Origin of the sequence: Mesorhizobium terrae (genome assembly GCF_008727715.1) — a bacterium.
In the GTDB taxonomy this organism is placed as follows: domain Bacteria; phylum Pseudomonadota; class Alphaproteobacteria; order Rhizobiales; family Rhizobiaceae; genus Mesorhizobium; species Mesorhizobium terrae.
Genome location: NZ_CP044218.1, coordinates 2,191,439 through 2,218,030, shown reverse-complemented (window position 1 = coordinate 2,218,030; position 26,592 = coordinate 2,191,439). Strand labels below are relative to the sequence as shown.

General features: G+C 62.5%; 27 protein-coding genes. 4 read left to right on the top strand and 23 right to left on the bottom strand.

Translation table 11 applies throughout. The annotated features are described in order from the left end of the window. Nucleotides 1–22: 22 nt before the first annotated feature. The 4 genes from FZF13_RS12015 to FZF13_RS12000 form a co-directional block, all read right to left on the bottom strand. On the bottom strand, nucleotides 23–1,171 hold the full coding sequence (locus FZF13_RS12015) for an amidohydrolase (protein WP_024922910.1): 1,149 nt from the start codon (nucleotides 1,169–1,171) through the stop codon (nucleotides 23–25). A 106-nt stretch (nucleotides 1,172–1,277) separates the two neighbouring features. Then, nucleotides 1,278–1,961, bottom strand: coding sequence for a nitroreductase family protein (locus FZF13_RS12010; RefSeq protein ID WP_024922911.1), 684 nt, complete (start codon nucleotides 1,959–1,961; stop codon nucleotides 1,278–1,280). Nucleotides 1,962–2,037: 76 nt separating this feature from the next. After that, nucleotides 2,038–2,700, bottom strand: a complete 663-nt coding sequence (locus FZF13_RS12005; RefSeq protein ID WP_024922912.1) for a GntR family transcriptional regulator — start codon at nucleotides 2,698–2,700, stop codon at nucleotides 2,038–2,040. A 40-nt stretch (nucleotides 2,701–2,740) separates the two neighbouring features. Then, entirely contained in the window at nucleotides 2,741–4,228 is a 1,488-nt protein-coding gene (locus FZF13_RS12000) for a carboxypeptidase M32 (RefSeq protein WP_024922913.1), read from the bottom strand. Nucleotides 4,229–4,363: 135 nt separating this feature from the next. Between FZF13_RS12000 and FZF13_RS11995 the strand changes: the two genes are divergently transcribed. Beyond that, complete coding sequence (locus FZF13_RS11995) at nucleotides 4,364–4,717, top strand: DUF1304 domain-containing protein (RefSeq protein ID WP_024922914.1); 354 nt, start codon at nucleotides 4,364–4,366, stop codon at nucleotides 4,715–4,717. A 56-nt stretch (nucleotides 4,718–4,773) separates the two neighbouring features. On the opposite strand, the gene FZF13_RS11990 is transcribed toward FZF13_RS11995, so the two are convergent. The 3 genes from FZF13_RS11990 to glmM form a co-directional block, all read right to left on the bottom strand. Then, nucleotides 4,774–5,169, bottom strand: coding sequence for a hypothetical protein (locus FZF13_RS11990; protein WP_024922915.1), 396 nt, complete (start codon nucleotides 5,167–5,169; stop codon nucleotides 4,774–4,776). A gap of 299 nt (nucleotides 5,170–5,468) precedes the next feature. Next, nucleotides 5,469–6,302 carry an outer membrane protein gene (locus FZF13_RS11985; protein WP_024922916.1) on the bottom strand — a complete coding sequence of 278 codons (834 nt, stop codon included), beginning with the start codon at nucleotides 6,300–6,302 and terminating at the stop codon, nucleotides 5,469–5,471. A gap of 218 nt (nucleotides 6,303–6,520) precedes the next feature. Further along, nucleotides 6,521–7,873, bottom strand: coding sequence for a phosphoglucosamine mutase (gene glmM / locus FZF13_RS11980; protein ID WP_024922917.1), 1,353 nt, complete (start codon nucleotides 7,871–7,873; stop codon nucleotides 6,521–6,523). A 254-nt stretch (nucleotides 7,874–8,127) separates the two neighbouring features. On the opposite strand from glmM, the gene FZF13_RS11975 reads away from it, so the two are divergent. Beyond that, nucleotides 8,128–8,964 (top strand): hypothetical protein, encoded by an 837-nt coding sequence (locus FZF13_RS11975; RefSeq protein ID WP_024922918.1) that lies wholly within the window; start codon nucleotides 8,128–8,130, stop codon nucleotides 8,962–8,964. A gap of 79 nt (nucleotides 8,965–9,043) precedes the next feature. Here the strand turns inward: FZF13_RS11975 and FZF13_RS11970 are convergent, their stop codons facing one another. The 10 genes from FZF13_RS11970 to ybgC all read right to left on the bottom strand — a co-directional run bounded on the left by FZF13_RS11970 (nucleotide 9,044) and on the right by ybgC (nucleotide 20,844). Beyond that, nucleotides 9,044–10,615 carry a cation:proton antiporter gene (locus FZF13_RS11970; RefSeq protein ID WP_024922919.1) on the bottom strand — a complete coding sequence of 524 codons (1,572 nt, stop codon included), beginning with the start codon at nucleotides 10,613–10,615 and terminating at the stop codon, nucleotides 9,044–9,046. A 248-nt stretch (nucleotides 10,616–10,863) separates the two neighbouring features. Continuing rightward, on the bottom strand, nucleotides 10,864–12,798 hold the full coding sequence (gene ftsH, locus FZF13_RS11965; protein WP_024922920.1) for an ATP-dependent zinc metalloprotease FtsH: 1,935 nt from the start codon (nucleotides 12,796–12,798) through the stop codon (nucleotides 10,864–10,866). Nucleotides 12,799–12,900: 102 nt separating this feature from the next. Further along, nucleotides 12,901–14,268 carry a tRNA lysidine(34) synthetase TilS gene (gene tilS / locus FZF13_RS11960; RefSeq protein WP_024922921.1) on the bottom strand — a complete coding sequence of 456 codons (1,368 nt, stop codon included), beginning with the start codon at nucleotides 14,266–14,268 and terminating at the stop codon, nucleotides 12,901–12,903. Continuing rightward, on the bottom strand, nucleotides 14,268–15,359 hold the full coding sequence (ybgF, locus tag FZF13_RS11955; protein WP_024922922.1) for a tol-pal system protein YbgF: 1,092 nt from the start codon (nucleotides 15,357–15,359) through the stop codon (nucleotides 14,268–14,270). The genes tilS and ybgF overlap by 1 nt, the downstream gene beginning before the upstream one ends. A 222-nt stretch (nucleotides 15,360–15,581) precedes the next feature. Beyond that, on the bottom strand, nucleotides 15,582–16,085 hold the full coding sequence (pal, locus tag FZF13_RS11950; RefSeq protein ID WP_024922923.1) for a peptidoglycan-associated lipoprotein Pal: 504 nt from the start codon (nucleotides 16,083–16,085) through the stop codon (nucleotides 15,582–15,584). Nucleotides 16,086–16,407: 322 nt separating this feature from the next. Further along, nucleotides 16,408–17,724, bottom strand: a complete 1,317-nt coding sequence (gene tolB / locus FZF13_RS11945) for a Tol-Pal system beta propeller repeat protein TolB (protein WP_024922924.1) — start codon at nucleotides 17,722–17,724, stop codon at nucleotides 16,408–16,410. 34 nt (nucleotides 17,725–17,758) lie between these two features. After that, nucleotides 17,759–18,475, bottom strand: coding sequence for a TonB family protein (locus tag FZF13_RS29590; RefSeq protein ID WP_425349435.1), 717 nt, complete (start codon nucleotides 18,473–18,475; stop codon nucleotides 17,759–17,761). 437 nt (nucleotides 18,476–18,912) lie between these two features. After that, nucleotides 18,913–19,371: a protein TolR gene (gene tolR / locus FZF13_RS11935; protein WP_024922926.1), complete on the bottom strand. Its 459-nt coding sequence runs from the start codon at nucleotides 19,369–19,371 to the stop codon at nucleotides 18,913–18,915. 11 nt (nucleotides 19,372–19,382) lie between these two features. Next, nucleotides 19,383–20,096 carry a protein TolQ gene (gene tolQ / locus FZF13_RS11930; protein WP_024922927.1) on the bottom strand — a complete coding sequence of 238 codons (714 nt, stop codon included), beginning with the start codon at nucleotides 20,094–20,096 and terminating at the stop codon, nucleotides 19,383–19,385. 280 nt (nucleotides 20,097–20,376) lie between these two features. Beyond that, the gene (gene ybgC, locus FZF13_RS11925) at nucleotides 20,377–20,844 is read right to left on the bottom strand and encodes a tol-pal system-associated acyl-CoA thioesterase (RefSeq protein WP_024922928.1); all 468 of its coding nucleotides are present in this window, start codon (nucleotides 20,842–20,844) and stop codon (nucleotides 20,377–20,379) included. Nucleotides 20,845–21,047: 203 nt separating this feature from the next. Between ybgC and FZF13_RS11920 the strand changes: the two genes are divergently transcribed. Together FZF13_RS11920 and FZF13_RS11915 are read left to right on the top strand one after the other, a co-directional pair. Beyond that, complete coding sequence (locus FZF13_RS11920) at nucleotides 21,048–22,112, top strand: hypothetical protein (protein ID WP_137900875.1); 1,065 nt, start codon at nucleotides 21,048–21,050, stop codon at nucleotides 22,110–22,112. Between the two features lie 83 nt (nucleotides 22,113–22,195). Next, on the top strand, nucleotides 22,196–22,789 hold the full coding sequence (locus FZF13_RS11915) for a hypothetical protein (protein WP_137900874.1): 594 nt from the start codon (nucleotides 22,196–22,198) through the stop codon (nucleotides 22,787–22,789). 11 nt (nucleotides 22,790–22,800) lie between these two features. Here FZF13_RS11915 and ruvB read toward each other — a convergent pair whose 3' ends face one another. The 6 genes from ruvB to rcdA form a co-directional block, all read right to left on the bottom strand. Beyond that, nucleotides 22,801–23,841 carry a Holliday junction branch migration DNA helicase RuvB gene (gene ruvB, locus FZF13_RS11910; protein ID WP_024922932.1) on the bottom strand — a complete coding sequence of 347 codons (1,041 nt, stop codon included), beginning with the start codon at nucleotides 23,839–23,841 and terminating at the stop codon, nucleotides 22,801–22,803. A gap of 43 nt (nucleotides 23,842–23,884) precedes the next feature. Beyond that, nucleotides 23,885–24,505: a Holliday junction branch migration protein RuvA gene (ruvA, locus tag FZF13_RS11905; RefSeq protein WP_024922933.1), complete on the bottom strand. Its 621-nt coding sequence runs from the start codon at nucleotides 24,503–24,505 to the stop codon at nucleotides 23,885–23,887. Further along, the gene (locus tag FZF13_RS11900; RefSeq protein WP_024922934.1) at nucleotides 24,502–24,930 is read right to left on the bottom strand and encodes a type II toxin-antitoxin system VapC family toxin; all 429 of its coding nucleotides are present in this window, start codon (nucleotides 24,928–24,930) and stop codon (nucleotides 24,502–24,504) included. The genes ruvA and FZF13_RS11900 overlap by 4 nt, the downstream gene beginning before the upstream one ends. Further along, the gene (locus FZF13_RS11895) at nucleotides 24,930–25,172 is read right to left on the bottom strand and encodes an AbrB/MazE/SpoVT family DNA-binding domain-containing protein (RefSeq protein ID WP_024922935.1); all 243 of its coding nucleotides are present in this window, start codon (nucleotides 25,170–25,172) and stop codon (nucleotides 24,930–24,932) included. The genes FZF13_RS11900 and FZF13_RS11895 overlap by 1 nt, the downstream gene beginning before the upstream one ends. A gap of 78 nt (nucleotides 25,173–25,250) precedes the next feature. Beyond that, nucleotides 25,251–25,760: a crossover junction endodeoxyribonuclease RuvC gene (ruvC, locus tag FZF13_RS11890; RefSeq protein WP_024922936.1), complete on the bottom strand. Its 510-nt coding sequence runs from the start codon at nucleotides 25,758–25,760 to the stop codon at nucleotides 25,251–25,253. A 96-nt stretch (nucleotides 25,761–25,856) separates the two neighbouring features. After that, nucleotides 25,857–26,387: a protease adaptor protein RcdA gene (gene rcdA / locus FZF13_RS11885; RefSeq protein WP_024922937.1), complete on the bottom strand. Its 531-nt coding sequence runs from the start codon at nucleotides 26,385–26,387 to the stop codon at nucleotides 25,857–25,859. Between the last annotated feature and the right edge of the window lie 205 nt (nucleotides 26,388–26,592).

The following is a 26,592-nucleotide window of genomic DNA, read 5'->3' as shown; positions in this document are numbered from 1 at the left end:
TAAGCCGCAGCCACGCATCCGCCTATCCCAGCAGATTGCGCGCGGTGCGCATGAAAACCCTGGTGCCGATCGGAATAAGATCGTCGGGGAAATCGTAATCGGGATTGTGCAGTGCCGGATGCCGTTCGCCGGCGCCCAGGAAAAGCATCGCCGAAGGGGCGCTGCGCCCGAAGATGCCGAAATCCTCCGAAGCCCGCATCGGCAGGCTCTCCTCGCTGTGTTTGACGCCCTCCTGGTCGAGCGCGGTACGCAGATGCTCGACCGCCGAAGGCGCATTCATGCTGGCGACGAAGATCTCGTGATAATCGACCTTGAACGTCAGCCCCTGCTCGCCGGCAATACGACCAGCAAGCGCCTCGGCCGCGGCGCATAGCCCCGCCATGCGCTCGTCGAGCCGCGTACGCAAGGTCGCCCACACTTCCGCACGGCCCGGCGCGACACCGAACACAGCCTCGCCCATCGCGGCATGGGTAACGGTGACCATGCCGAAATCGTCGTCGGTGAAAGCGCCGCCGCCGAGCTTCGCCAGCGCCGGCATCAGTTGGCTCACCGCCAGCATCGGCGAAGTCCCGGTTTCCGGCATGGACGAGTGCGCCGTCTTGCCTTCCAGCACGATGCGCATGCCGCGCGAGGCGCAATTGACGACGCCCGCTTTCAGCCTGACCTCGCCAAACGGGATGCCTGGCAAATTGTGCAGCGAGAACGAGAAATCCGGCGCGATCTCGCCGAAACGCCGATCGGCCACCACGCCGGCGGCACCATCGCCAGTCTCCTCCGCCGGCTGGAACATCAGCACCGCACGCCCCTTTGCCGGGCGCTTGCGCCCGAACTGCCGGCCAAGTGCGGCCAGAATGGTGGTGTGCCCGTCATGGCCGCACATATGCGACTTGCCTGGAACCAGCGAGGAATGCGGCACGCCCGACAATTCCTCGATCGGCAGCGCGTCGAGTTCGGACCGGAACAGCACGGTCGGGCCGGGTCTGCCACTGTCGTAGATCACGGCGACACCGTGACCGCCAAGACCGGTCAGCACCTCGTCCGGCTTGGTGTCGTCGAGGAAGGTCACCACCGCGCGAGCGGTCGCTTCCTCCTCGTTGGAGATTTCCGGATATTGATGCAGCCGGCGCCGCCAGGCCGTGAGTTCGATGAGGTCCTGGTTGGTCAGGGACAATGCGGCCTCCACATCCGGTTGATGGGCCGCAAGCATGCAGCCCAAAACCGCCGGCGGGAAGATGCAGCGGCCGGAAAACGACCTTCCAGCCGCGAAGCGCCGAGGCTCAGATGAATGTCGCGATTTCCGACAGCGGCTTCTTCTCGATCGCGTGGGTCGGGATGGTGGCTCCCTCTTTCGGGTAGCCGACGACCATCAGGATATAGGGCTTGTCGTGCGGGTCGCGGCCACAGATCTCGTTCAGGAAGCTCATCGGGTTCGGCGTATGGGTCAGCGCGACAAGTCCGGCGCGATGAATGGCAGTGATCAGGAAACCGGTGGCGATCGAGACCGATTCCGGCACGTAGTAGTTCTTGCGCATGACACCGTCGGCGGAGCGGCTGCGACGCTCGCCGAAGATGCAGATCAGCCAGGGCGCCTCTTCCAGGAACGGCTTGTCGGCATCGGTGCCGAGCGGCGCCAGCGCAGCCAGCCACTCCTCGCCGGCCCTGCCCTCGTAGAAAGCCTTCTCCTCTATCTCGGCTGCTTCGCGAATGCGCTTCTTGATCGAAGCGTCGCTGATGACCGCGAAATGCCAGGGCTGGTGGTTGGCGCCGTTGGGCGCGGTACCCGCCGCCAGGATGCAGGTTTCGATGATGTCGCGCGGCACCGGCCGGGTCGAAAACTCCCGCACCGTGTGGCGGGCGCGCAGTTCCGCGTAGAAGGCTTCGGCGTTGGCGCGCATGGTTTCGAGCGGAAGCTCGCGATAGTCAGGCAAGGGGATCGGCTGGTAGCTGGCGGTCGGCTTCATCGAACGGGCTCCTCACATTGTCCAACAATATTGTCCAACAATCATGAAAAGTGCAAGCTGCCTTGCGGAGAACCGCTCAGGCCGGCGCGAAATGATCGTCGGACAGTCTCTGGATCAATGTCCGCGAGGCGGCGACATGGTCCCGCATCGCGGCTTCGGCCGCCCGCATGTCTTCGGCAAGTATCGCTTCGACGATGCGGCGGTGCTCGACATTGCTGGCGAAGACATCCTGCCGGTCGACCAGCATGCGGAACTGCAGCCAGTAGAGCGAATTGGACAGCCTGGTCAGGGTCTCGGCCAGCACGGGATTGTCCGCAGTCTCCGAGAACAATCCGTGGAAACGGTTGTTGGCATCGGAGAAGGCGGCCATGTCGTTGCCGTCGACGGCGTGGTTCATCTCTTCCTGCAGCACAAGCAGCTTGCCCGGGTCGGCACGCAGAGCCGGCAAGGCGAGGCCGACAGCCAGCACCTCCAGCGCGCCGCGCACGGCGAACAGATTGTTGACCTCCTTGCGTGACAACCGGCGGACCGTGACGCCGCGATGCGGCTCGAAAGCAAGCAATCCATCCGCCGTCAACCGCTGGAAAGCCTCGCGCACCGAGGTGCGCGACACGCCATACCGAGAGGCAAGCTCGACCTCGGTCAGCCGCTGCCCCGGCACGAGATGGCCTCCCCGCACCGCCTGCGCGATGGCGGAGGCAACCTGCTGTGCTGTCGAGGATGTGTCGCGATCGGTCACGAAAGACGGCCCGGTCCTGTCCCTGTCGGTCGAGACCCTATCACGACTTGCCGTAGCGCTGCTTCAGATGCGCGATGAAATGCGCAGCGTTGAGTTTTTCGCCGGTGGCGCGCTCCAAAAGTTCAGGCGTCGAATAGCGCGAGCCTTGCGACCAGATACGGTCGCGGCGCCAGCCGTTGACGGCACCAAAATCGCCACGGGCGATCTCTTCGTTGGCCGCCGGATGCTCCCCGGTCAGCGCCGCCCATTGCTGGGCGGCCATCATGGCGCCGAGCGTATAGGACGGGAAATAGCCAAACGCGGCAGACGGCCAGTGCACGTCCTGCATCGGCCCGTCGGCCGCGTTGTCGATGGTGGAAAGGCCGAGATAGTCGCGCATCTTGGCGTCCCAGGCTTCCGGCAGGTCGGCGACTTCGAGCCGGCCGGAGACCAAGTCCTGCTCCAGTTCGAAGCGCAAGATGACATGCAGCGGATAGGTGACTTCGTCGGCGTCGACACGGATCAGGCCGCGCTCGACCTTGTGCACATGCGGCAGAAGATCATCCAGCGTCCAGGCCTCGCCCAGATGCTTCTCGACCACTGGCAGCGCCCAGCGCCAGAACGCCGGATTGCGGCCAAGCTGCTTTTCGACGAACAGGCTCTGGCTTTCGTGCACGGCCATGCCGCGCGCCTTGCCGAGCGGCCAATGCGGCCATTGCTTGGGCAGGTTCTGCTCGTAAAGCGCATGACCGGTCTCGTGCAGGACGCCCATCAGCGCCGACAGGAAATCGGACGTCTTGTAGCGCGTGGTGATGCGCACGTCGGTCGGCACGCCACCGCAGAACGGGTGATGCGAGACCGAAAGCGAGCCGTGGTCGAGATCGAAGCCGACCGCCGCCATCATCGCTAGACCCAGTTCGCGCTGTCTGTCGACCGGGTAGACACCGCCAAGCGGCTTCAGCGGCCGCTTGGCCAGCCGTTCGGCCTGCACCGCCAGCGCTTCCGGCACGAAGTCCTTCAGGAAGGTCTTGAGCTCGGCGAAGACGGGAGCGATGTCCGCGGCGCGATTGCCGGGATCGTATTGTTCCATCAGCGCATCATAGGGTGAAAGCCCCAGCACGCCGGCGCGCAAGCCCGCTTCCTCGCGCACCAGCGAAACGATGTTCTCGAGCGCCGGCCGGAACCCGGCCCAGTCATTTTTCGCGCGCAGTTCGCGCCACAGCTGTTCCGAACGCAGCCGCGCGGCCGTCTGCCGCTCGACGAATTCCGTCGGCAGGCAGGTGAGATTGACGTATTGGCGCTCGAACTCGCGCAGGGCCGCCTGCTGGTCGGCATCCAGCGCCTCCGCCTTGGCCGCCGCAATCCAGTCCGCCGCTTCCGGCGCCGTCGCCTGGCGATGATAGAGCCCGGCTAGAGTAGCCATCGCCTCGGCCCGTTTCTCGCCACCGCCAACAGCCATGTGGGTGGCCTCGTCGGCGCCCAGAATAGCTTGCGCGTGTTCCAGCGCTTCCAGTTTGTGGCCGAGTTCGTCAAGCTTCTTGAAGGACATTGCTTTCACCAGGGATCGGTTCGGGGTTGGCGCGAACAGACATCAAGGAGCAGGCCGTTGCAAGCCTGCGCGGCCCCTTGCGCAACGCTTTCGCCTGCGGGAACATGAAAGCGCTTTGGACCCGAGGGGGAGACAATGATTGCCAACGTGCTTGTCGGCCTGGTCGCGCTGATTCACGCCTATATCGTCTACCTGGAGATGGTGTTGTGGGACACGCCGCGAGGCCACAAGGCCTTTGGCCTGACCCCGGAATTCGCCACTGCGTCGAAGGTGCTTGCCGCCAACCAGGGCCTCTACAACGGGTTCCTTGCCGCCGGTCTGGTCTGGGGGCTTTATCTCGGCGGCGCCGGCTTCCAGGTCAAAACCTTCTTTCTCATCTGTATTGTCGTCGCGGGTCTCTATGGCGCGGCAACAGCGAATCGGAAAATCCTCTACATCCAGGCCCTTCCAGCCGCGTTGGCGCTCGCTGCGCTCTGGCTGGGCTGGTGAACGCAAACGCCTCCGGGCGGACTCGGAGGCGTAGACAATTGCCATGAAAGCCGGCGCTAGCCGTTCGGATAGCTGCCGCCGTCCGAGCCGTCGCCCATATTGATGTTCTGGCCAGTATCGTTCAGCAGGCTGGTGTTGAGATCGTCGACTTGCTGCAGCACCTGCCGATAACCGGTGCGCGAAGCGCCATGGCGAATCTGGTTGGCCCAGGCCGTCAGCTTGTGAGCTTCGGCCGATGAGATCAAATTGCCTTGCTTGGCGTCGGCGATGCCCTGCTCGACACCTTGGAGCTGGTTGAGAGCGGCGCGCAGATGCGAGCCGTCGAACGAAGTGTCCATGGCTACCGGCTCATCCAGTGCGCCCTTGTGATGCTTGGCCGCATAGGCGCCGGTCAAAGGCACCGCGGCGAGCACGGTGGCGAAGATGATGGTCCTGGACTTGATACGACGCATGGTCGCTTCTCCCTGGTATCGGGAAGCGGCTCAATCCTCCCGCTTCCTGTTGATCGGCCGTCCGGTGTCGTCGTGTCGCGCTGCACCCCGAGCGCCGGCGGTACCCGGCCCGCATCAGGGAAATGAAGGCGGAGCGCAGGCGTTCCAGCGCCTGTCGCGAACGTGACCAACCGTGAAGTAAAGCGAGCTTGGCGTGATCGAAGCGTGATCGGTTCGTGATCGAGCGGCATTGATTTGGTGCTCCAAAAATGAAACCGCCCGGCAATGCCGGGCGGTTCCTGAACGTCTCGAGCAGGGATTTATTTGGTGTAGACCGGCTCCGGCTCCGGCACATAGACCGGCGGAGGCGGCGCGCAATCCGACCTGCCGAACTGGTAGCGCAGACCGGCGCGCACTTCGTGCGAGTTGATGCCGGTGTCGAAGCCCGGGCCGCCACCGACCTTGTAGCCGAACATCGGGCCGCCATTGATGTGGCTGAAACGGTAGCCGACATCGAGCTTGGCATTGTCGGTCAGGCAGTAGGAGGCACCTGCCATGAGGGCGTAAGCGAAGCGCCAGCTGCTTTTCCCTTCATGCTCGAACTCGCCGTCCGGATCCTTGTTGATCAGGCTGTTCCACTTGAGGTTCGCGCCGCCGATACCGGCGCCGACATAAGGGGTGATGCCGTGCCAGGTGCCGATGTCGACATAGGCGTTGGCCAACAGCAACAGCGCCGAATAAGAGCTGGTGTCGCTCGATGTACAGGGCAGGCCGGTGCCGCAGAAGCCAGAGGTGCTGCCGTTGAACTTGGTCTTCGACCAGTAATCGAGCGTCACGTCGGTGCGGAAGTATTTGGTCACCTGGTAGCCGACGCCGCCGCCGATCGAGAAGCCGCCCTTCAATTCGTGGCTGTCGAAATGGCCAACAATGCCGGGTGCGCCATAGAGGATGTAGTCGGCGCCGCGCATGGTGGACTTGCGATAGCCGAGGTCGCCGCGGATATACCAGCCGCCATAATCGGCTTCTTCATAAACGGGCGCGGCAGGCTGCGGAGCCTCCACCACCGGCGGCTCCGGCAAATCCGCCGCCAACGCCGGCATGGCGAGACCGGACAGCAGGCCTGCGAGGACTGCCCCTCTTCCGAAATTGAACATCCTTGTCACCCTTGAGACGTCGGAGCACGGAACGTGCCCGAATGCGATTGACCTCGGGTGTGGATAATGAATTGCAAAGGTTAAGACGCGTTTAACCGTGCTGATTAACTATGAATCTCTAAGATTGCTTGCGCTTAGACATCGAGCTCTTAGGCACACAACAAAAAGCCCGCCAGAGGCGGGCGTTTCAAAGGAGCGTCTGAAGTTGCGGTGAAGATTTACGCGGCGCTGCGTGCTTGCGAGATCACGCCAACGATGTCGTTGACGACGTCTTCGACCAGCTTGGGGTCGTCGCCTTCGGCCATGACGCGGATGAGCGGCTCGGTGCCGGAGGGGCGAATGACCAGTCGGCCCTTCTTGCCGAGCCGGTTCTGCGCTTCCTCGATCGCGGCCTTGACCGGTGCTTCCTCGAGCGGCTTGCCGCCGGAGAAGCGCACATTCTTGAGCAATTGCGGCACCGGCTCGAATTTCTTGAGCAGTTCGCTGACCGGGCGGTTCTGACGCTTGACGCAAGCCAGCACTTGCAGGGCCGAGACCAGGCCGTCGCCCGTGGTCGAAAAATCGGAAAGGACGATGTGGCCGGACTGTTCGCCGCCGACATTGAGGCCATGCGCGCGCATATGTTCGACCACGTGACGGTCGCCCACCTTGGTACGGTGCAGCTGCAGCTTCATACCGGTCAGGAAGCGTTCGAGGCCGAGGTTGGACATCACCGTGGAAACCACGCCGCCGCCTGCCAGGCGGCCATTCTGGTGCCAGGACTCCGCGATCAGCGCCATGATCTGGTCGCCATCCACGACCACGCCGTTCTCGTCGACGATCACGACCCGGTCGGCGTCGCCGTCCAGCGCGATACCGATGTCGGCGCGTACTTCGTGCACCTTCTTCTGCAGGTCGGCCGGATGGGTGGAACCGCAGTCCTTGTTGATGTTGAAGCCATTCGGATCGACATTGATGGCGACGACGTCGGCGCCAAGTTCCCAAAGCGCGGCCGGCGCCACCTTGTAGGCGGCACCGTTGGCGCAGTCGACAACGATGCGCAGACCCGACAGCGACATGGCGCGCGGCAGCGTCCGTTTGGCGAATTCGATGTAGCGGTCATGCACGCCATCGACACGCTTGGCGCGACCGAGGCTGTCGGAATCCGCCAGCGCCATCTCGACATCCTCGTCGAGCATCGCCTCGATGCGCTCCTCGATCTCGTCGGAAAGCTTGTAGCCGTCCGGGCCGAACAGCTTGATGCCGTTGTCATAGTAAGGGTTGTGCGAGGCCGAGATCATGACGCCGATGTCGGCGCGCAACGAGCGGACCAGCATGGCGACCGCCGGTGTCGGGATCGGGCCGAGCAGGAAGACGTCCATGCCGGCGGCGCAAAGGCCGGCGACCAGGGCGTTCTCGATCATGTAGCCGGAGAGACGTGTATCCTTGCCCAGCACGACGCGATGGCGGTGACTGCCACGTTGGAACGAGAGACCGGCGGCCATGCCGACTTTCATCGCGATTTCGGCCGTCATGGGAAACTTGTTGGCGCGACCGCGAATACCATCAGTCCCGAAATAACGTCCCGACATTTACTTTTGATCCCTGCCTGCCTGTCTGCCCGAAGGCAGCTAATGCCACATCTGCCCCACGCCAGGCCATCACATTGTGTTATCTTGTGTCACGATTGTTAGAAATTCGTTGTCCCGCCAAAAATGTGACATACTGGTCACAATGCTCGCCGATAGTGCGGGAGGAAATGCGGCTGCCGACACTGGCGTAACCATCGGTTGCGCGCTATTGCTCGCATGGGATTGATTGTGAGTGGCACAACGGAGAGAACGCTATGCTCATCGATCGTATTGCAACTTTGACGGGCCTTGCCGTCGTGACGTTGTTCCTGGCTCAGCCAGCCAGCGCCCTCACGATGGCCGAATGTAGCACCAAGTATAACGCCGCCAAGGATGCCGGCACGCTGTCGGGCCAGACGTGGAACCAGTTCCGCAAGGCTCAGTGCGGCACCGACGCCAGCGCGACGGCGACGCCTGCGGCCACGCAGGACACCACCAAGCCGGCGAAGAAAGCCAAGACAGCCGCCGCCGACTCGGCCGGCCAGGGCCTGACGGCCAAGGAATGCTCGGCTAAGTATCAGGCTGCCAAGGCTGCCGGTACCCTCAACGGCATGAAGTGGAACGACTTCCGCAAGACCCAGTGCGCCGCTGGCGCCGCTGCGGCAGCGACCGACACCATGAAGCCGGCTGCGAAGACCACCGCGAAGCCTGCCGATACCGCCGCTGCTGGCGGCAAGGGCCTCAGCATGGCCGAATGCTCGACCAAGTACCAGGCAGCCAAGAGCGGCGGTACGCTGGGCAGCCAGAAGTGGAACGACTTCCGCAAGGCCAATTGCGGCGCCGGCGCTGCCGACGACGAATCCGTGCCGAACCCGCAGGAAGCCAACTACACCAACGAGCCGGAAACCCCGACCGCGAAGGCTCCGAGCGGCGTGAAGTTCCCGACCGCCGTCTCGCCGAAATATTCGTCGGAGACTGCCGGCAAGGCTCGCATGCACACCTGCCTTGACCAGTATTATGCCGCCAAGGACGCCAATGCGCTCGGCGGCTTGAAGTGGATCCAGAAGGGCGGCGGCTATTACAGCCTCTGCAATGCCAAGCTGAAGGGCTGATCGCCCCAAAGCGAGGCTGGCAAAGCCCGACAAATCGAACCCGCGGATTCCGGTCCGCGGGTTTTTCTTTTGACCGAGCTCAGGCCGGTTCGCTTCGCCCGACGGCACTGAGTTCCGCCCAATCGAATTCTTCCTCCAGGACATGGTAAGCATCGTCGCCGATAACGAAGCTTCGCCTCAGTTCGATTGCACGGGCGCGGGCAGCCGAGATCGCCTGTAGCCGCAAGGCACCGCCCGGCAGACCGACGGTCTGGCGCGGCTGCATACCAACCTCGCAAAGTTCTATGACGGCGCCGTACTCCTTGCGCAACAATTTGGCTGCGAGGCTGTCTTCTTCTCCGATCGAGGCGACCGCTGCCCGGTAGGCCTCGATGCGCCCATGCAGCACTTCCTGGCCGACGGGATCGTTGTCGGACAGGCCGAGCCATAGGATCAGCGGCTTCAACGTCAGCCCCTGCAGCACCAGCGTTCCGAAGACGACGGCAAACGCGGTGAAGAGAATGAGATCGCGATGCGGAAAAGGCGAACTGTCGCGCAGCACCTCAGGAATGGAGAACGCCGCAGCGAGCGTGACGATGCCGCGCATGCCCGCCCAGGAAACGACAATGCCACCCTCGCGCGTCGGTCGCGCCATTGGCCTTGGCGGGTTGAAGCCGTAGCGTTCGATACGCCAGCGGATCAGTTTGTTGTAGCTCATCACCCAGGCAAAACGCGTCAGGATGACGACGGCAAGAATGGTCGCGGCGAACAACACATAGTTGCTGCGCATGTCAGGTGTCAGCTGCTTCCAGATCGGGCCGAGCTGCATGCCGATCAACACGAAAGCCATTGCATTGAGAATGAAGACGGCTGCTTCCCAGACAGCATAGACCGGCACGCGCAGCCTCGCCGGCATGTGCGGCCCACGCGAATTGGCGATGGTCATGGCATACACGACGATGGTCAGAATGCCGGACAGGCCAATCGCCTCGGCGGCAATCCAGACGCCGAAGGTGGTGGCGAACTGAACGATGATCGAGGTCGGAAAATCGCGGGTACTTGTGAACGGCATCAGCACACGCGCCAGGAGATATCCGGCCACCACACTTCCGAAGACTGTCAGCAGAAAAACCGGCGTGCCACTCGACACCGAAAGCCCGCCCGCCAGCACCGCCATGATGGCGAGCTTGTAGAGAAGCAGGGCGCTGGCATCGTTGAGCAGGCTCTCGCCCTCGAGGATCTTCAGGAGGCGATGCGGCAGCTTGACCTGCCGCATGACGGCGGTTGCCGCGGCCGCATCGGGTGGCGCCACGATGGCGCCGAGCGCAACGGCGACAGGCCAGGACATTCCGGGTACCAGCCAGCGCGCGGCGAGAGCGACGGTGAGCGTCGTCAAGCCCACCGCCACGAGTACGAGACCGGCGACCGGCAACCAGTTGTCGCGCAAGTCCCGCAACGACGTGTCGTAGGCGGAATCGACCAGCACCGGCGCGACGAAAAGGGTCAGCGCCAGATGGGGATCAAGCGTCCATTGTGGGCTGTTCGGCAGAAACGGGATCAGAACGCCGCCGATGGCCAGGAACGTGGGATAGGGCGCACCAACGCGCCGCGCCAGCGTCGAGAGCAATGCCGCTCCGAGCAGGAGAACGATGATCCACTGGAATGTCTGCATGGAGTTGCCACGCCGGATAGAGTTCGTTCGTGCGAATTTCCGACAATCACGGCCGGCGCACGCGCGGGTTCGCCAGCGACAATAACGACGATGTCAGGACCCGTCTCCTGCCTTCGACGCCCGACGATTTTCGGCGTTTCTTCTCTGGCCACGTTTCCCCTGGTCACCACAAACCATCGGGAACCTACAAAAAGAAAACGCCGCGAACAGGTCGCGGCGTTTTCATGTTGGATAGGGACCGGTGCCGATTAGCTCGAAGGCTGCGGCTCCATGCCACCTTCAGCCTCGGGGCCCTTCTTGCGGCGACCACCCGTACCGGCCTTCGGCACGGCGGAGCCACGCGAAGTCGGGGTATCGTCGCCGAGATCGCGCGACGGCTTCTGGCCGGCGATCAGCTGCTTGATCTCCTCGCCCGACAGCGTCTCGTATTCGAGCAGGCCTTCGGCCAGCGCGATCCAGTCCTTCTTCTTCTTGGTCAGGATCGTTCTGGCGGTCGAATAGGCCTCGTCGATCAGGCGGCGCACTTCGGCGTCGATGATCTGCGCGGTCTCTTCCGAGACGTTCTGCGTGCGCGCCACCGAATGGCCGAGGAAGACCTCTTCCTGGTTTTCGCCGTAGGCGACGTGGCCGAGCTTGTCGGAGAAGCCCCAGCGCGTCACCATGGCGCGCGCCAGCTTGGTCGCCTGCTCGATGTCCGAAGAGGCGCCGGAGGTGATGTTCTCCTTGCCGAACTTGAACTCTTCCGCCACGCGGCCACCCATCATGATGGCCAGGCGCGAGATCATGTATTTGTAGCTCATCGAGTAGCGGTCGCCTTCCGGCAGCTGCATGACCATGCCGAGCGCGCGTCCGCGCGGAATGATGGTCGCCTTGTGCAGCGGGTCGGCGGCCGGCACGTTGAGCGCCAAGATGGCATGGCCGGACTCGTGATAGGCGGTCAGCTCCTTCTCGGCCTGGGTCATAGCCGAGGAGCGGCGCTCGGCGCCCATCATGATCTTGTCCTTGGCATCCTCGAACTCCTGCATGGTGACGAGACGCTTGTTGCGCCGCGCCGCCATCAAGGCGGATTCGTTGACGAGGTTCATCAGGTCGGCGCCCGAGAAGCCGGGGGTGCCGCGCGCGACCGTCTTCAGGTCGACATTCGGCGCCAGCGGTACGTTGCGGACATGGACCTTGAGGATCTTCTCGCGGCCGACGATATCCGGGTTCGGAACCACGACCTGACGGTCGAAGCGGCCCGGACGCAGCAGCGCCGGGTCGAGAACGTCGGGACGGTTGGTGGCGGCGATCAGGATGATCGACTCGTTGGCCTCGAAGCCGTCCATCTCGACCAGCAGCTGGTTCAGCGTTTGCTCGCGCTCGTCATTGCCGCCGCCGAGACCGGCGCCGCGGTGACGACCGACGGCATCGATTTCGTCGATGAAGATGATGCAGGGCGCATTCTTCTTGGCCTGCTCGAACATGTCGCGGACACGGCTCGCGCCGACGCCGACGAACATTTCGACGAAGTCGGAACCCGAAATGGTGAAGAACGGCACATTGGCTTCACCAGCGACCGAGCGGGCCAGAAGCGTCTTGCCAGTGCCGGGAGGGCCGACGAGCAGCACGCCGCGCGGGATCTTGCCGCCCAGGCGCTGGAACTTCTGCGGATCGCGCAGGAACTCCACGATCTCCTCGAGGTCCTGCTTGGCCTCGTCCACGCCGGCGACATCCTGGAAGGTGACGCGGCCATGCGCTTCGGTGAGAAGCTTGGCTTTGGACTTGCCGAAGCCCATGGCACGGCCAGAGCCGGACTGCATCTGGCGCATGAAGAAAATCCACACGCCGAGGATCAGGATCATCGGCAGCCACGAGATCAGGTAACCGAACAAGGTGTTGGAACCGTCGGTCTCGGGACGAGCGTTGATGACGACGTTCTTTTCCTCAAGCCGCGAGACCAGAGACTGGTCGCCGGGTGAGTAGGTCTGGAAGCCTGCTGCGCTGTCGGCATAGGTGCCGCTGATACGGTCGCCGGCGATCGTCACCGTCTTGACGCGGCCGGACGCTACATCCTGCAGGAACTGCGAATAGGGAACGTCGGTCGACGCGCCACGCGTCTGCGGCGTCTGGAAGAGATTGAAAAGAGCGATGAGCAGGACCGCTATGATCGCCCAGAGCGCCAGGTTGCGATAGTTCGGATTCATCGATTGTCCCGTTGGCGCCCGATCATGGGCGCTGATCTTTGAAGTGTTGCGCTTAACATAGGGAGAGCGCACCCCCTTGCCAAGCATAACAACATGGCTCGGTTAAGCATTCGCCGTCGCTTTCGCGCCACGACGGACGACCAATGGTGGCTCTCCAACGACCGCCCCGCCGATGAGCTTCGCCACCGCCCGAGCAAGGCCAAGATCGAAGCCCGGCAGGAAACGGGCGAAAGGTGAGGCAATGGGCAACGCTGCTCCAACCGTTGGTTTTCCGGCCTCCCCGACAAGTCCAAGGCACGTGCCGTCCCGCCAAAGTGCGGGTTCTGTAGCCAACGCCGCGTAAAACAAGCTTGAAGGCGTCCCCGACACCGTTTCATCGGCGAAGGTTTTTGCAGCCATTTGGCCGAATGGCGCGATCACGCAATCCCTTGCGGCGTCGTTGAAAGTGATGCGGTATCGGCCATCCCAAACCGTGTCGGACACGGCGGGCATGTCAGTGGGCAGGCCTCGCGTTTCGCGGCGCAGAAAGATGCCCGAGCGGCGACTGTCGGCTACCGTCCGCGACAATGTAGCGCGATGTCCCAAACCCTTGAGACGATGGAAAAGCACGGTCGCGCGCTCCTCGTCCGGCAGGAACGAGATGCCTCCGACGACGGCCAACAAAACCCGCAGCGCGTAGATGGAGGCCGCTGGATCATCTGTGTTCGCGAAGACCGGGTCTAGGCGGATCAGGCCACGGGTCGGGCGGCTCGCGTGGACATCGATCAATCTGGCCGCGCGGCGGCCGAGATATTCCCGCTCAGCCGCGGCCTTTCCGGCGATTGCGAAGAGTTCGTCGAAGCGCCGGCCGTCGCTACCGAGAGCGGTGCGCAGGCGAGGACGCTCGAACCGGCCGTCGACATTGGTCGGATCGTCGATCCAGCCAAGGCCGCGCGCGCGCAACAGGGTGCGCAGCGCATCGCGCCGCTCTGCCAGAAGCGGGCGAAGGATCCAAATATCTCCGTCGAAAAGCGTTGCCGGGGCCATGCCGGCAAGGCCACGCCCCTGATCCCGCGCCTGCCTCATCAGGACGGTTTCAGCCTGGTCGTCCGCGGTATGGCCGGTCAACACCATCCCAAGGCCGGCATGCCGCGCGGCGTCGGCAAGCAGCCGATAGCGGGCCTCGCGCGCCGCCGCGGGCAATCCGGTCGAGGGTTTGGCTCCCTCCCAGACGACGATGCGATGAGCAATACCGAGCCTGGCACACAAACGGGCGACCTCTTGCGCTTCCGCGATGGAATCCGGGCGCAGCCCATGATCCACCGTGACGGCGAGCAGCCGGGCCGACGGGACGGAACGGTCGAGGTGATCTTTCAGGAGAACCAGAAGCGCGGTCGAATCACTGCCGCCCGAAACGGCGGCCACGGCGCCCTGGCCGAAGTCGATATGCGAGAAAAGCGGATGTTCAGAAAGCGGCCCGATATGCGCCATCAGCACGAGGCGAGCGCCCGCTCCTGCTTGACGCGTTCCTTGAGCGCGCTGGTGGCATCGGGATAACGCTTGCCGATTTCGGCGAAGGTGGCGCAAGCGACGTCGCGCTGCTTGAGACCCATCAGGGAGATGCCGAGCTTCAGCATCATGTCAGGCGCCTTCTTGGACTTCGAATAGTCCTTGCTCGCGCCAAGGAAAACTTCGGCGGCGTCGCGATATTTCTGCTGGCCGAGCAGAGCCTCGCCCAGCCAATAGTGGGCGTCGGCAGCTTTCGCATCGGTCGGGAAACGTTCGATATGCTGGCGAAACCCCTGTTCGGCGGTGTTGTAGTCCCCGGACAGGATGAACTGATAGGAGTTGCGGTAGAGCTCCTCCGGGCTGTTGGTGCTCGGCAAGGATGCGACAACTGCACCGCCCGAAGGCGCCTGGGATGTCGCCGGAGCGCTCGGGATGTCGGCCGGCGGCTGTGCGGTCACCACATTGCCGTTCTTGTCGACGGTAATGGTCCCGAACGACTTGGACTGCTGACCCGGGACGAGCTTCCCCGGATCGCCATTTCCCGAATCGATGATCAGGTCGCCGACCTGATCCCCGGAAGAAGCCTGGTCGGCCGGCTGCGGTTGGGCAGCGGTCTGTGACGTTCCTGCGGCATGGGTGCCGGCGGTCGCCGGCACCTTGGGTGTTGTTGCAGCGGGCGCCTGCGCCACGCTGCTGTTGCCGGTAGCGGCATCGGACTTCTTGTGCGAGGCGCCGCCACCCTGCTCGATCTGCTGAAAGCGGAACTCGTTGTCTTCCTGTGATTTGCGCAGTTGCTCCTGCAGCTGCAGGATTTGGAAGTTCAGCTCCTCGATCTTGCCGTTCATCTGCCGGATCTGGTCTTCCAGCCCTACGGTGCCGCCAGCCTGCGCAAGCTGGACGTCGTCGGACTTCTTCGACTGTCCGCCAAAGACACCCGGCAGATTGATGCTGGGCAGTTTGAACGAAAAGCCGTCCTCGGTGGTGCGCACCGGTCCGGCCGCCCAGGCGGGTGCGACGACACTCGCTGTGAGAAGAACGGCAAGCGTCCCGCTCAGGATTGTTCTGAAATGCATTGGTCTCTCGCCATCAAGGTCAAACGGTTCAATGCCCGGAAGCCGATCATCGCCTTGGAGACGGTAGACCGACCCGAACGCATCCGCTTTTAGCAGGGCGCGAGACTTCGGCCAAATTTTGTTTCGGCCAGATGTCCAAGAAACAAAAGGTTGCAAAAAAGGCGGCCGAAGCCGCCTTTTCGATGATCTGCAATTGGCTGGCCGGCCGAAGCCGACGGCCTATCAGGAGCCGGCGCCCGACAGGGTGGTGACGGCGCGGCGGTTCTGCGACCAGCAGGAGATGTCGTCGCAGACGGCGACCGGACGTTCCTTGCCGTAGGAAATGGTCTTCAGGCGCTTGGCTGCGACACCCTTGCCGATCAGGAAGTCGCGGGCGGCAGCGGCACGGCGGGCGCCGAGCGCCAGATTGTATTCGCGGGTACCGCGCTCGTCGGCATGGCCTTCGACGACGATCGCGTACTGACCATACTTGTTCAGCCACTGCGCCTGGCGGCCAAGTGTCTGCTGGGCGTCGGCGCGGATCGACGAGGAGTCGGTGTCGAAGAAGATGCGGTCGCCGATATTGACGGTGAAGTCCTGTGCGGAGCCGGGGGTCGCGGCGCCACCACCGAGACCGAGATCGGCAGCGCTGTTCGGGGTCTTCTTCGAGGCGCAGCCTGCAATCGCCAGCGAGGCGACCAGCGCGATCATGACCGGGTTCGTGGTAAGCTTTGCGATACGGCGCATGCCGCCTCTCCTTCGCATTCGAGTGATTTCATTGATCTGCCAGTAACCACGTTTGGGTTAACCGGCGCTCAAGAAACACGGTTAAAATTCGGTTGCGGTCGCCGTCCGCGACCGTTGCCAAGGCGATAGGCCAGAATGACCAGCACGCCGGGGCACGCTCGACGCTACACTTGCACTCCGTATGCCAACCTCCCGGAAGCCCCGGGATTGGCCGGCTTCGGCCACTAGCGGGGAGGCTCTAGTCCGAAATGCGGCCAAAACGCGGCCAAGTCATGAAAAAGGGGCCGTGAGGCCCCTTTCTACGGCATTTCGAGAATGCGTGCTACTCGAGCAGCGGCGACCAGGCCGGATCGGAAGCGAAGCCTGCCGTCGGGATCGGCTGCTCGTTGCGGCCGGTCAGGTCAATCGAATAGAGCTTCGGCCCACCACCACCGGCGCTGTCGCGGAAGAACATCAGGACACGGCCGTTCGGCGCCCAGGTCGGGCCTTCCTGCTGGAAGCCGGAGGACAGGATACGTTCGCCCGAGCCGTCTGTCTTCATCACGCCGATCTGGAATTCGCCGCCCGCCTGCTTGGTGAAGGCGATCAGGTCGCCGCGCGGCGACCATACCGGCGTCGAATAGGTGCCGTCGCCGAACGAGATACGGGTCTGGCCGGAGCCATCCGCGCCCATGACATAAATCTGGGCCCGACCGCCACGGTCGGAGGTGAAGACGACCTTCGATCCGTCGGGCGAATAGGAAGGCGACGTGTCGATGGAGGTCGAGTTGGTCAGTCTGGTCGTCGAACGGCTGCGCAGGTCCATCGCGTAGATGTTGGAATTGCCGTCGTCGCGCAGAAGGCTCATCACCACCTTCTGGCCATCCGGCGAAAAGCGCGGCGCAAAGGTCATGCCGGGGAAATTGCCGACCAGTTCGCGCTGCCCGGTCTCAAGCTGCAGCAGATAGACCTTAGGCTGCCCGCTCTCATAGGACATGTAGGTGATTTCCTGCCGGTTCGGCGAGAAACGCGGCGTCAGCACGATCGAGGAACCGTTGGACAGGTAGCGTGCATTGGCGCCGTCCTGATCCATGATCGCAAGCCGCTTCTTGCGTGCGTTCTTGGCGCCGGTTTCGTCGATATAGACGACACGGGTGTCGAAATAGCCCTTCTCGCCGGTCAGGCGCTCATAGATGGCATCGGCAATGATGTGGGCGACGCGACGCTGGTTGGCATCGTTGGCGAAGAACTGCTCGCCCGACAGCTGCTGGCCGGCAAAGGTATCCCAAAGGCGGTATTCGGCGCGGACGCGGCCGTCGGCTTCCTTGCTGACGCGGCCGGTGACGAGGGCCTGCGCGTTGATGACCTTCCAGTCTTCGAAGCGCGGCGTCTGGTCCGGACTGGAGACCTTCTCGATGAAAGCACCCTTGTCGATCGGCGCGAACAGGCCCGAGCGCTTCAGATCCGCCGAGATGATGTTCGAAATCTCGGTGCCCAAACCGCTGGTCGACTGGAAGTCGGTGATGGCGATCGGCAAAGGCTCAACATTGCCCTTGTTGACGTCGATCTCCACCCGCGCGTGGGCGGGCAGCATCGCCAGTCCACCCATGCCGGTGGCCATGGCGCCGATCAGAAAAAGAGTCTTGAGAAGATGCTTCATCGAGAATTCCTGTTTCATATCCGGGCGTTAGACGTTACATGCCCATGTCGCCTGGGTTGAAAGTGACTTGAATTTCGGACCAAATGTCCTGCTTGCCTGCTGGAAGTGTCAGCCCCGCCTGATCGCATTTCTGGATCGCGCGCACCGCGCTTTCATCGTACGAACGATTGCCGCTGGAAGTCTGGATCGTCGGGCGGCCATCCAGCTTGCCCGATTGATCCACATTGAACCGAATGATTGCGACCAGGTTCCCGGCGTCTTGTGCGCCGACAGGAATGGTCCAGCAGCCGCTAAGCTGCTCGCGCAGAGCGCCCATCTCGCTGTTGCTCAGCTTTTGGCCATTGTTCCTGTCGCCGCCGAGCGATGACTGCTGAGTGGACCGTTTTGCGCCGCCACCGGAAGGTTTTTGCTTGTTGAGAAGAGCGGAAACCTTATCGTTGAAGGCCTCATCCTCCGATTTTTGACGCGACGATGCTTCCTTGACCGACTTGTCCGATTTCTTGCGATCCGGCGCCTTGGCGGTCTCGGCCTGAGCTGGTTCGGGGCGCGGCTTCGCTTCAGGCGCCGGCGCCGAATTGGGCAAGGCAACCGCTTCGGTCGGCTGCGTAGCGATCGCTTCGGCCACAGCATCCGGCTTTGCCGGCTCGGGTTTGGCCTCCGCCGGCTTCTGTTCGGCTGGCTTTGGCGCAGGCTCAGGCTCCTTCACCGGCAGCGGCTTGGGATCAGGCTGCTTGACGGGATCAGGCTTCACATCCTGTTTCGGCTGCTCCGCCGGCGCGACCTCCGTTGCAGGCGTCGGCTTAGGCTCTTCCTTCGGCTTCGGTGCGTCTTCCGGTTTCGGCTTTTCCGTCGGCGTAGGCGCCTTGGGTGCCGACTCCGTATTCTCGACCGGCTTTGGCTTTGGCGCGGGCGTCGCCGGATTGTCGGTATCGACCGTGTTCTCGCCAATCTTCTGGGCATTGGCGACGATATCGGGCCGCTCAGTCGGCTTCGGTGCCGGCTTGTCGCGTGGCGTCGCTTTCTTGTCGCCCTGTAGCGACTGCGCGACATCCTCCACGGGAACGATATCGACGGGGAACGACTCCACATCCAATGGCTGGAAGCCAGGCGGAGCCCGCAGCGTGAACAGGCCGAAACCGATCACGACGGCATGCAAAATCGCCGATGTGGTGAGGCCGGCCTTCAAGGCTACTTTTCCTGTTCCTGCAACGTGACCAGGCCGAGGTTCTTGTAGCCGGCCGCCGAGATGCGGGCCATGACCTTCATGACCGTGCCATAGTCGGCAGCCTTGTCGCCGCGGATGAAGATGCGTTCCTCGTAACCCGTCTTGGCGATCGCCTCGAGCTTCGGCACCACTTCTTCGAGCGGAATCTCGGTTTCCTGCAGATGGATCTGGCCGGCCTGATTGACCGAAACGGTGATCGGCTGGGTTTCGGCATTCATCGGCTTGGCCTGCGTTTCCGGCAGGTCGATCGGCACGCCGACGGTCAGAAGCGGCGCCGCCACCATGAAGATGATGAGCAGCACCAGCATGACGTCGACGAACGGCGTCACGTTGATTTCCGACATCAGGCCGTGATGGCGGCCGCGCCGTCTGTGGCCTCGACCGCCGCGTCCTGAACCGCCTGAGCTGACTGACATTCCCATCGTGTTGTTCCTCAGGCGGCCTTCTGGGCCACTTTCTCATCGATTTGGCGCGACAGTATGGCGGAGAACTCGTCCGCGAAGCCCTCCATGCGCACGCCGATCTTGCCGGCATCGGATGACAGCTTGTTATAGGCGATGACCGCGGGAATGGCCGCCAGCAGGCCGATGGCGGTGGCGAGAAGCGCCTCGGCGATACCGGGCGCAACCACGGCGAGATTGGTCGATTTCGAGCCGGCGATGGCCTGGAACGAGGTCATGATGCCGACCACCGTGCCGAACAGGCCGATGAAGGGAGCCGCCGAGCCGATCGTGGCGAGGAAGCCGAGCCGACCTTCGAGGCGCTCCATCTCCCGGGTCAGCGCCAGATCCATCGCCTTATCGATGCGCGTCTGCAGCGCCAGCGGCGACTTCGCACCCTTTTCGAAGCTCTTCTTCCACTCGCGCATCGCGGCCACGAAGATGGCGCCCATTCCAACCGTCTTGCGGTCGGCAAGGTTGCGGTAGAGTTCCTCAAGCGATTGCCCAGACCAGAACACCTGCTCGAAGCGGTTCAACGCAACGCGGATGCGCGCGTAGGAAATCAGCTTGTCGATGACGATGGCCCAGGTCCAGACCGAGGCGCCGAGCAGGCCAAGCATGACCAGCTTGACCACCCAGCCGGCCTGCATGAACAGGCCCCAGATCGACAAATGCGCGCCCGGATCGGCGAGTGCGATGTTTTCCATGGTTCGTTCCTTAAGAATTCCGGGCCCGGCTCGCCGCTAGCCCCTGGCGCTCTACCTCTTGTGGTCCGTTCGCGCGAAGCTTCCGGAAATGCCCAAAAGGCGCCTTTCGCGGCCTTTTCACGACAAATATTGGTGAAACGAAGGCATGGGCGCCTCCAATGCTCACCAATGTCTTCATGAACCGTTATGGTTAAGGAGAGGTTAGGAATCGCGGCGTTGTGCGCTGCAACAAGCAGGCTGCCGCTCAACGCGCATCACAATTGCTTGAAGCTGGCGTCTATCAGCCCTTGGGCATGAATGCCGCGACCCATTCCTTGGGAAACCGGCGCGGGCGGCCATTCTCGCCGATGATCGCGGCCTCTACCCTGGCATCGACCAGAACCTCGTCGCCGCGCTTCAATTGCTGCACCATGAAGATGCGCGCGCCGGAAATCTCGTCGGCGCGGGTGTCGACGGTCAAAATGTCGTCGATGCGGGCCGGCGAGCGGAAGTCGATCTCCATGCGGCGCACCACCCAGACGATTTTCTCGCCATGCTTGCCTTCGGCGAGCTCTGTATGGTGCACACCCGCCAGCCTGAGGAAATCCGAACGCCCACGCTCCAGGAACTCCAGGTAGCGGGCGTGATAGACGACGCCGGAAAAATCGGTGTCGGCATAATAGACCCGCGCCATCAGGCGATGGCCGAATTCCGTCAACGCGCCTGAAATGCCGCTGAGCAGGGCATTTTGGTTGTCATCGACAGACATGGCGTCTCCGTTTCGGGCTTGAGAATTGCTCGCCGCATTCCGATGGCAGCAATGGTCAGAGCATTCAAGGCCTGGAGGCCGACAGCACTCGCCTTCGGCATCTCCCAGAAATGGCCGCGTCTCCGAGAATTCGACACCCGTCAGTTGATTTTAGGAATATTATCCTATATCATCATTTCCCGATATTTGACGGCGAGGACCCGATGACCAACATTCCCAATGAAGAGGCCGAAATCCGAAAAATCAAATCCAGCCTTACCGACATCGATGTCGACATCAAGCTCCTGAGGCTTCGCCGAAAGGCCGGGTTTAATCCTAACCAGCCGCGCGTCCCCAGTGGAAATCCGGATGGCGGACAATGGTCGGATGACGGTTTTTCGGGCGGCGGCCAATCAGGATCCGACACACCAAGAGGGATTGCAAAAAATCCGGCAACGGTCGCGCCGCAGGGTCGCGACGTAGCGACCGCTCGCGTTGCAACGCGCGTCGGCCCACGTCATTCCCCGGACCGTCCTCAAGTTCGCTACACCGTTACGTTGCCTGGGCAGAGAAGATTTGGCTTCCAGACAGACGGCAAGATACAGACCGTCTTCAACGGCTCCAATCGTCCGATCAGCAGAACGATCTGGACACCGAATGGTCCAATGCCTCTCCCGACCGTGCAACGCGTCAGCGCAATCGGAACGCGAGACACCGCCAATCTCCAAACCAGCCTCAAAACCGCACAAGAAACCTTTGAGGCCGCGCGGCAGCTTTACAATTATCTCTCCGCTACCGCCTCGGAAGGCTTGCGAGCCTGCCTTGCCTTCACGGCCAAGGAATTCCGCCCAGGCGGAGAGATTGTCCCGCATTTGAACTATGTCGGCACATTGACGCGCGCAGAAACCGCAACTGTTTGCACCAAACTCGACCTTGTTCAACGGCTTTCAAATGAAGCATTTGCCGAAGCCAAGCGTGCTGGACCGTATCCTAACGCTGCGGTTTTCGGCACAGCCGTTCATGCCCGGTTGCGCCAGAAGATTCTCACCCATGGAGGGCCCACTCTTAAAGCAGAGTTCTCTCTCTTGAAGAAGGTTGAGGAGGAACCATTGGATTTCAGCGCGATTCGCGTAGATGTCATCGAGAATCGGGGGGAAGGCCCAATATGCGTTTATGATCTGAAAACTGGAAAAAGAGGTTTGAGTGGCCCGCGCACAGCAGAATTCGCAATAAGATTACTGAAGCATGGCCGCCCAATTATCGTCATTGAAGTGAGGCCCAACGAATGACCGCCTCCCAAATGATTAGGCGTCACCTTGTGCCGCTCCTCAAGCGACATTCCGACGTAGAGTTGATTGGACGCTGGCTTGTGATGAAACCCATCAGACATCTGCTTCGCGGCATTGTTATTTTAAGTTGGGATCATGACAGCTACTTTGTCCCGCAATGGGCTGTGACCCACTTCTGCGAGCCGATAGGGCGCTTTCCATTGAATTGGGGAGATCGCATAGACCGGGACACGCCCGGGCTATTCAGGTGGGCCGACCCGGAAACCCCTGCCCAATTCATGGCGCAGATCGAACGGGATATTCTCCCCCTCTTTCGCAGTATGGAAACCCTCGATGACATGGTCGCATATCTGGCGACGAAGCCGCTAAAGTATAGGGACTTCGAAATCGACGAATTGCGCGGTGTCTCGCTCCATGCCGCGCGTGGTGACCTTGAGGCGGCTCGCGCCAAACTGGACGATCTTCGAAACGGCCGCTCGCTTTGGTGTATCCCGGGCTTCGCCGAAGCGGAAATAGCCTCGGTTGTCGAACCACTTGGCCCCTTGCTGGACAGAGGCGACCGGGCCGGCATTGCGCGCCAACTCGCGGCCTGGGAAACAATGCGCATCGCCAAGTTGCCGAAAGGGTTTGCCCGCATCTGGGAGCCAACGCCGTTCCCGGTGGAACAGGTTACATAGGCGCGGACGCCTTAATCCTCTTCCTGGAAGAGATTGATCTGCTGCTGGTTCAATTCGCGCGGCACTTCTAGGCCGAGATGTTTCCAGGCATTGGCTGTCAGCACGCGCCCACGTGGTGTGCGCATGATGAAGCCCTGCTGGATCAGGTAAGGCTCGATGATGTCCTCGATGGCATCGCGCGGCTCGGAAAGCCCGGCCGCGATCGTCTCGATGCCGACCGGCCCGCCGCCGAAATTCATGGCGATCATGGACAGATAGCGCCGGTCGAGCTGATCGAGGCCGAGTGCATCCACCTCCAGCCTGGACAGCGCATCGTCGGCGACCTTGCGCGACACGGTCTCAGCGCCGGCAACGGAAGCGAAATCGCGCACACGACGCAAAAGGCGTCCCGCGATGCGCGGCGTGCCACGAGCGCGCCGCGCAATCTCCACGGCCCCGTCATCGCCAATCGGCATGCCGAGAATGCGCGCGCCGCGCCGCACGATCAGCTCCAGTTCATCGACCGTGTAGAAATTCAGCCGCACCGGAATGCCGAAACGGTCGCGCAGCGGGTTGGTAATGAGTCCAAGCCGCGTGGTGGCGGCCACCAGCGTGAAGCGGGCAAGGTCGATCTTGACCGAGCGCGCCGCCGGCCCCTCGCCAATGATCAGGTCGAGCTGGAAATCCTCCATCGCCGGGTAGAGGATTTCTTCCACGGCCGGGCTCAGCCGATGGATTTCGTCGATGAAGAGAACGTCGCGGTCTTCCAGATTGGTGAGCAGCGCGGCGAGATCTCCAGCCTTCGCAATGACCGGGCCCGAGGTCGAGCGGAAATTGACCCCCATCTCGCGCGCCATGATTTGCGCCAGCGTCGTCTTGCCCAACCCCGGCGGACCGACGAACAGGACGTGATCGAGCGCGTCGCCGCGCCCCTTGGCCGCTTCAATGAAGACCTTCAGGTTGGCGCGTGCCGCTGCCTGGCCGACAAAATCGTCCAGCACCTGAGGACGCAACGTCTGGTCGGCATCCTCGCCGCGCTTTTCGGAAGAGATGAGACGGGGGGCGGTGGTCATGCCCCTCTCCTCGCATAGCGTCCGGGCCTGAACAAGCGGTGCGTCACCGCGCCAGCTCCTTCAGCCCAAACCGGATCAGCTTGGCGGAATCGGCACCATCGCCGGCGCTCTTCAGAGCCGCGGCCACAGCATTGGCGGCAACGTCGCGCGAATAGCCGAGATTGGTCAGCGCCGAGACAGCATCGGCGACCGGAGCGGCCGCCACGCCTTCGCCCAACTCCTGCTTCAGCCCGATCGTGCCGGAAGCTTCACCGGCAAAGGCCGGCGCCTTGGTCTTCAATTCGGTGACGATGCGCTCGGCCACCTTCTTGCCGACCCCCGGTGCCCGCGACACCATGGCGATGTCGCGCAGCGTGATCGCATTGGCGAGATCGGATGGCGACAGCGTCGACAGGATGGCCAGCGCAACCTTGGCGCCGACACCCTGGACATTGCTCATCAGCAGACGGAACCATTCGCGCTCCAGCGCGGTCTGGAAACCATAGAGGCGGATCATGTCCTCGCGCACATAGGTTTCGATATGAAGCACGACCGCTTCGCCAGGCCCCGGCAGCGCCGACAGCGTGCGTGCCGAACAATAGGCGACGTAACCCACGCCATGCACGTCGACGAGGCAATGATCCTCCTCGATCTCGTCCAGCGTGCCTTTCAACTTGCCGATCATCTGTTGCTCCCCATTGGATGGGTTTCTGGAGAGACGATCCGCAGCAGCGGGAAGTAGGCCCGATAGCGGTCCTGGTCGCGGGTTAGAAGCGAATACCCGCGTATGGCTGCATGCGCGCCGATATAGAAATCCGGCAAGGGCGAGCGTTTCGCCCCACCGCCGCGGCGATAAGCCAGAAATGCATGACCAGCAGCGAATGCAGCCTCCCAGGGCAAATCTTCCCTGAGGAAGCGCGACGGCGACAGCGCCGTTTCCAGCGCTGCTTCGCTCGCAAAGCCGGCTGCCATCTCGGCATAGACGACCTGGTTGACGATGATGGGACCCTCCGACCGAAGCCGCTCAATCGTATGGATCGACCAGTCCTCCCATGAACTGCCCGCGTCGAAGAGATCGATCAGGACGTTGGTATCGACGAGCGTCGCCATCAATCTCTCAGGAGTTTGAAGAATTCGTCCCCGGTCATCCCCCCGAGATCCATCGTCCCCTTGTGACGACGGATATGAGCCATGAACTCGGCAACCTCTCGCTCGACGTCGGTCGCCGAAACAGGGCGCATAAGCGCGCTACCGTCCTGCAGATTGAACTCGACCTCGGTCCCCGCGACAATGCCGAGTTTCCGGCGAATGTTCTTCGGGATCGTGACCTGGCCCTTTTCCGTAACGCGCATTGTAATACCTCTACAGTATTACCTAGCGACAGAATGAGAACAAGTCAAGAACAAAGTCGTTCGGGTGACTGTTGTGGCCTATCCGGCCATAGCCATGCGATAGGCCATGCTCTGCCGGTGATGCGCATGGCAGATGGCGATTGCCAGAGCGTCGGCGGCATCGTCCGTGTCGAAGGCCGCCTTGGGCAAAAGCACCTTCACCATCATGTGGATCTGCTTCTTGTCGCCATGGCCGACGCCGATCACCGCCTTCTTGACGGCGTTGGGCGCATATTCGGCCACCACCAGCCCGGCGCGGGCCGGCACCAGCATGGCGATGCCGCGCGCCTGGCCGAGCTTCAGCGTCGCCGACGCATCCTTGTTGACGAAGGTCTGTTCGACAGCTGCCTCATGCGGCATCGCCCGATGCAGCACCTCGGCCAGCCCGTCATGCAGCTGGCACAGCCGTGCCGCCAAAGCTGCCTTGTCGTCGGAGCGCACGGTTCCTGCAGCGACGAAGCGCAGCGAATTGCCAAGGCTTTCCACGATGCCCCAGCCGGTGCGCCGAAGCCCCGGGTCGATGCCGATGATGCGAATCGTTTCCCCCATGCGCGAAGTCTACCTTTCGCGCAGAGCGATGCCAGCAAAATGTGAACAAACCAGAAACGCAAGTGCGACAGGACGACGACCTGGGGAAGTCCCGGCTCAGCCGCCCGCAAAAGCCGTCTTGAGCAGAGTGATCTGGTCGGAAACCGGGTTGGAACGGCGGTTGGCCGGCTGCGGCGGCAACGTGGCGCCGCCATAGATCTCTTCGTCCATGCGGCGCACCAGCGACTGCAGGCGCAGCGAGCGGTTGACGAGATCGAGGAAGTCGTCGGGCAGTTCGCTCCAGCCCGCGGCTTCGCTATGGGCGGACGCTGTATCCAGCCGAACCTTGGATTTTTCCGACGCAACCTGGTCACGCGTCATCTCGCCGGAATTGGCCGCGCGCTGCAGGAGGAGCCACGAAGCGATCTGCATCAGCCTTGTCGTCAGCCGCATCGATTCAGCTGCGTAAAGCGTCGCGCCGAGCCGCGAAAGCTTCTTCGCTTCAAGCCGGCCCTTGCCGTCGAGATACTCGGCCGTGCGCTCGACCAGCCCCATGCCCTCGTCATAGAGCGGCTTGAACGACTGCGAGAAAACCCTTCGCTCGGCCAGCTTGATCGTGTTCGCGCTTTCCTTAGAAGGCTCGCTCATTTCCTGGTTCCGTATTCGCATTCTTCCGGCCGAATCGGCGTCATGCCGCCGGTTTCCAAGCCTATATGACAGTGGCTAAGAAAATGCGCCCGGACTTCGCGCAAGGCAAGCACATGTTTAACAAACGGTTAACGACAGCTTCTCGTCTATCGACCCACCTGTTTGCCAGATAAAAAAAGAGCCGCGATGAGGCGGCTCTCAGGAG

Coding starts and splice junctions, on each gene's coding strand:
- FZF13_RS11895 (WP_024922935.1), bottom strand. CDS start 25,172: ATGCGCGTTACGGAAAAGGGCCAGGTCACGATCCCGAAGAACATTCGC.
- tolR (WP_024922926.1), bottom strand. CDS start 19,371: ATGGGAATGTCAGTCAGCTCAGGCGGTTCAGGACGCGGCGGTCGAGGC.
- tolQ (WP_024922927.1), bottom strand. CDS start 20,096: ATGGAAAACATCGCACTCGCCGATCCGGGCGCGCATTTGTCGATCTGG.
- ruvA (WP_024922933.1), bottom strand. CDS start 24,505: ATGATCGGCAAGTTGAAAGGCACGCTGGACGAGATCGAGGAGGATCAT.
- FZF13_RS11920 (WP_137900875.1), top strand. CDS start 21,048: ATGACCAACATTCCCAATGAAGAGGCCGAAATCCGAAAAATCAAATCC.
- FZF13_RS11995 (WP_024922914.1), top strand. CDS start 4,364: ATGATTGCCAACGTGCTTGTCGGCCTGGTCGCGCTGATTCACGCCTAT.
- FZF13_RS11970 (WP_024922919.1), bottom strand. CDS start 10,615: ATGCAGACATTCCAGTGGATCATCGTTCTCCTGCTCGGAGCGGCATTG.
- rcdA (WP_024922937.1), bottom strand. CDS start 26,387: ATGAGCGAGCCTTCTAAGGAAAGCGCGAACACGATCAAGCTGGCCGAG.
- glmM (WP_024922917.1), bottom strand. CDS start 7,873: ATGTCGGGACGTTATTTCGGGACTGATGGTATTCGCGGTCGCGCCAAC.
- FZF13_RS12010 (WP_024922911.1), bottom strand. CDS start 1,961: ATGAAGCCGACCGCCAGCTACCAGCCGATCCCCTTGCCTGACTATCGC.
- ruvC (WP_024922936.1), bottom strand. CDS start 25,760: ATGGGGGAAACGATTCGCATCATCGGCATCGACCCGGGGCTTCGGCGC.
- FZF13_RS12000 (WP_024922913.1), bottom strand. CDS start 4,228: ATGTCCTTCAAGAAGCTTGACGAACTCGGCCACAAACTGGAAGCGCTG.
- ruvB (WP_024922932.1), bottom strand. CDS start 23,841: ATGACCACCGCCCCCCGTCTCATCTCTTCCGAAAAGCGCGGCGAGGAT.
- ybgF (WP_024922922.1), bottom strand. CDS start 15,359: ATGCATTTCAGAACAATCCTGAGCGGGACGCTTGCCGTTCTTCTCACA.
- FZF13_RS11990 (WP_024922915.1), bottom strand. CDS start 5,169: ATGCGTCGTATCAAGTCCAGGACCATCATCTTCGCCACCGTGCTCGCC.
- FZF13_RS11985 (WP_024922916.1), bottom strand. CDS start 6,302: ATGTTCAATTTCGGAAGAGGGGCAGTCCTCGCAGGCCTGCTGTCCGGT.
- FZF13_RS11900 (WP_024922934.1), bottom strand. CDS start 24,930: ATGGCGACGCTCGTCGATACCAACGTCCTGATCGATCTCTTCGACGCG.
- FZF13_RS11915 (WP_137900874.1), top strand. CDS start 22,196: ATGAAACCCATCAGACATCTGCTTCGCGGCATTGTTATTTTAAGTTGG.
- FZF13_RS11975 (WP_024922918.1), top strand. CDS start 8,128: ATGCTCATCGATCGTATTGCAACTTTGACGGGCCTTGCCGTCGTGACG.
- ybgC (WP_024922928.1), bottom strand. CDS start 20,844: ATGTCTGTCGATGACAACCAAAATGCCCTGCTCAGCGGCATTTCAGGC.
- tolB (WP_024922924.1), bottom strand. CDS start 17,724: ATGAAGCATCTTCTCAAGACTCTTTTTCTGATCGGCGCCATGGCCACC.
- pal (WP_024922923.1), bottom strand. CDS start 16,085: ATGCGCCGTATCGCAAAGCTTACCACGAACCCGGTCATGATCGCGCTG.
- ftsH (WP_024922920.1), bottom strand. CDS start 12,798: ATGAATCCGAACTATCGCAACCTGGCGCTCTGGGCGATCATAGCGGTC.
- tilS (WP_024922921.1), bottom strand. CDS start 14,268: ATGGCGCATATCGGGCCGCTTTCTGAACATCCGCTTTTCTCGCATATC.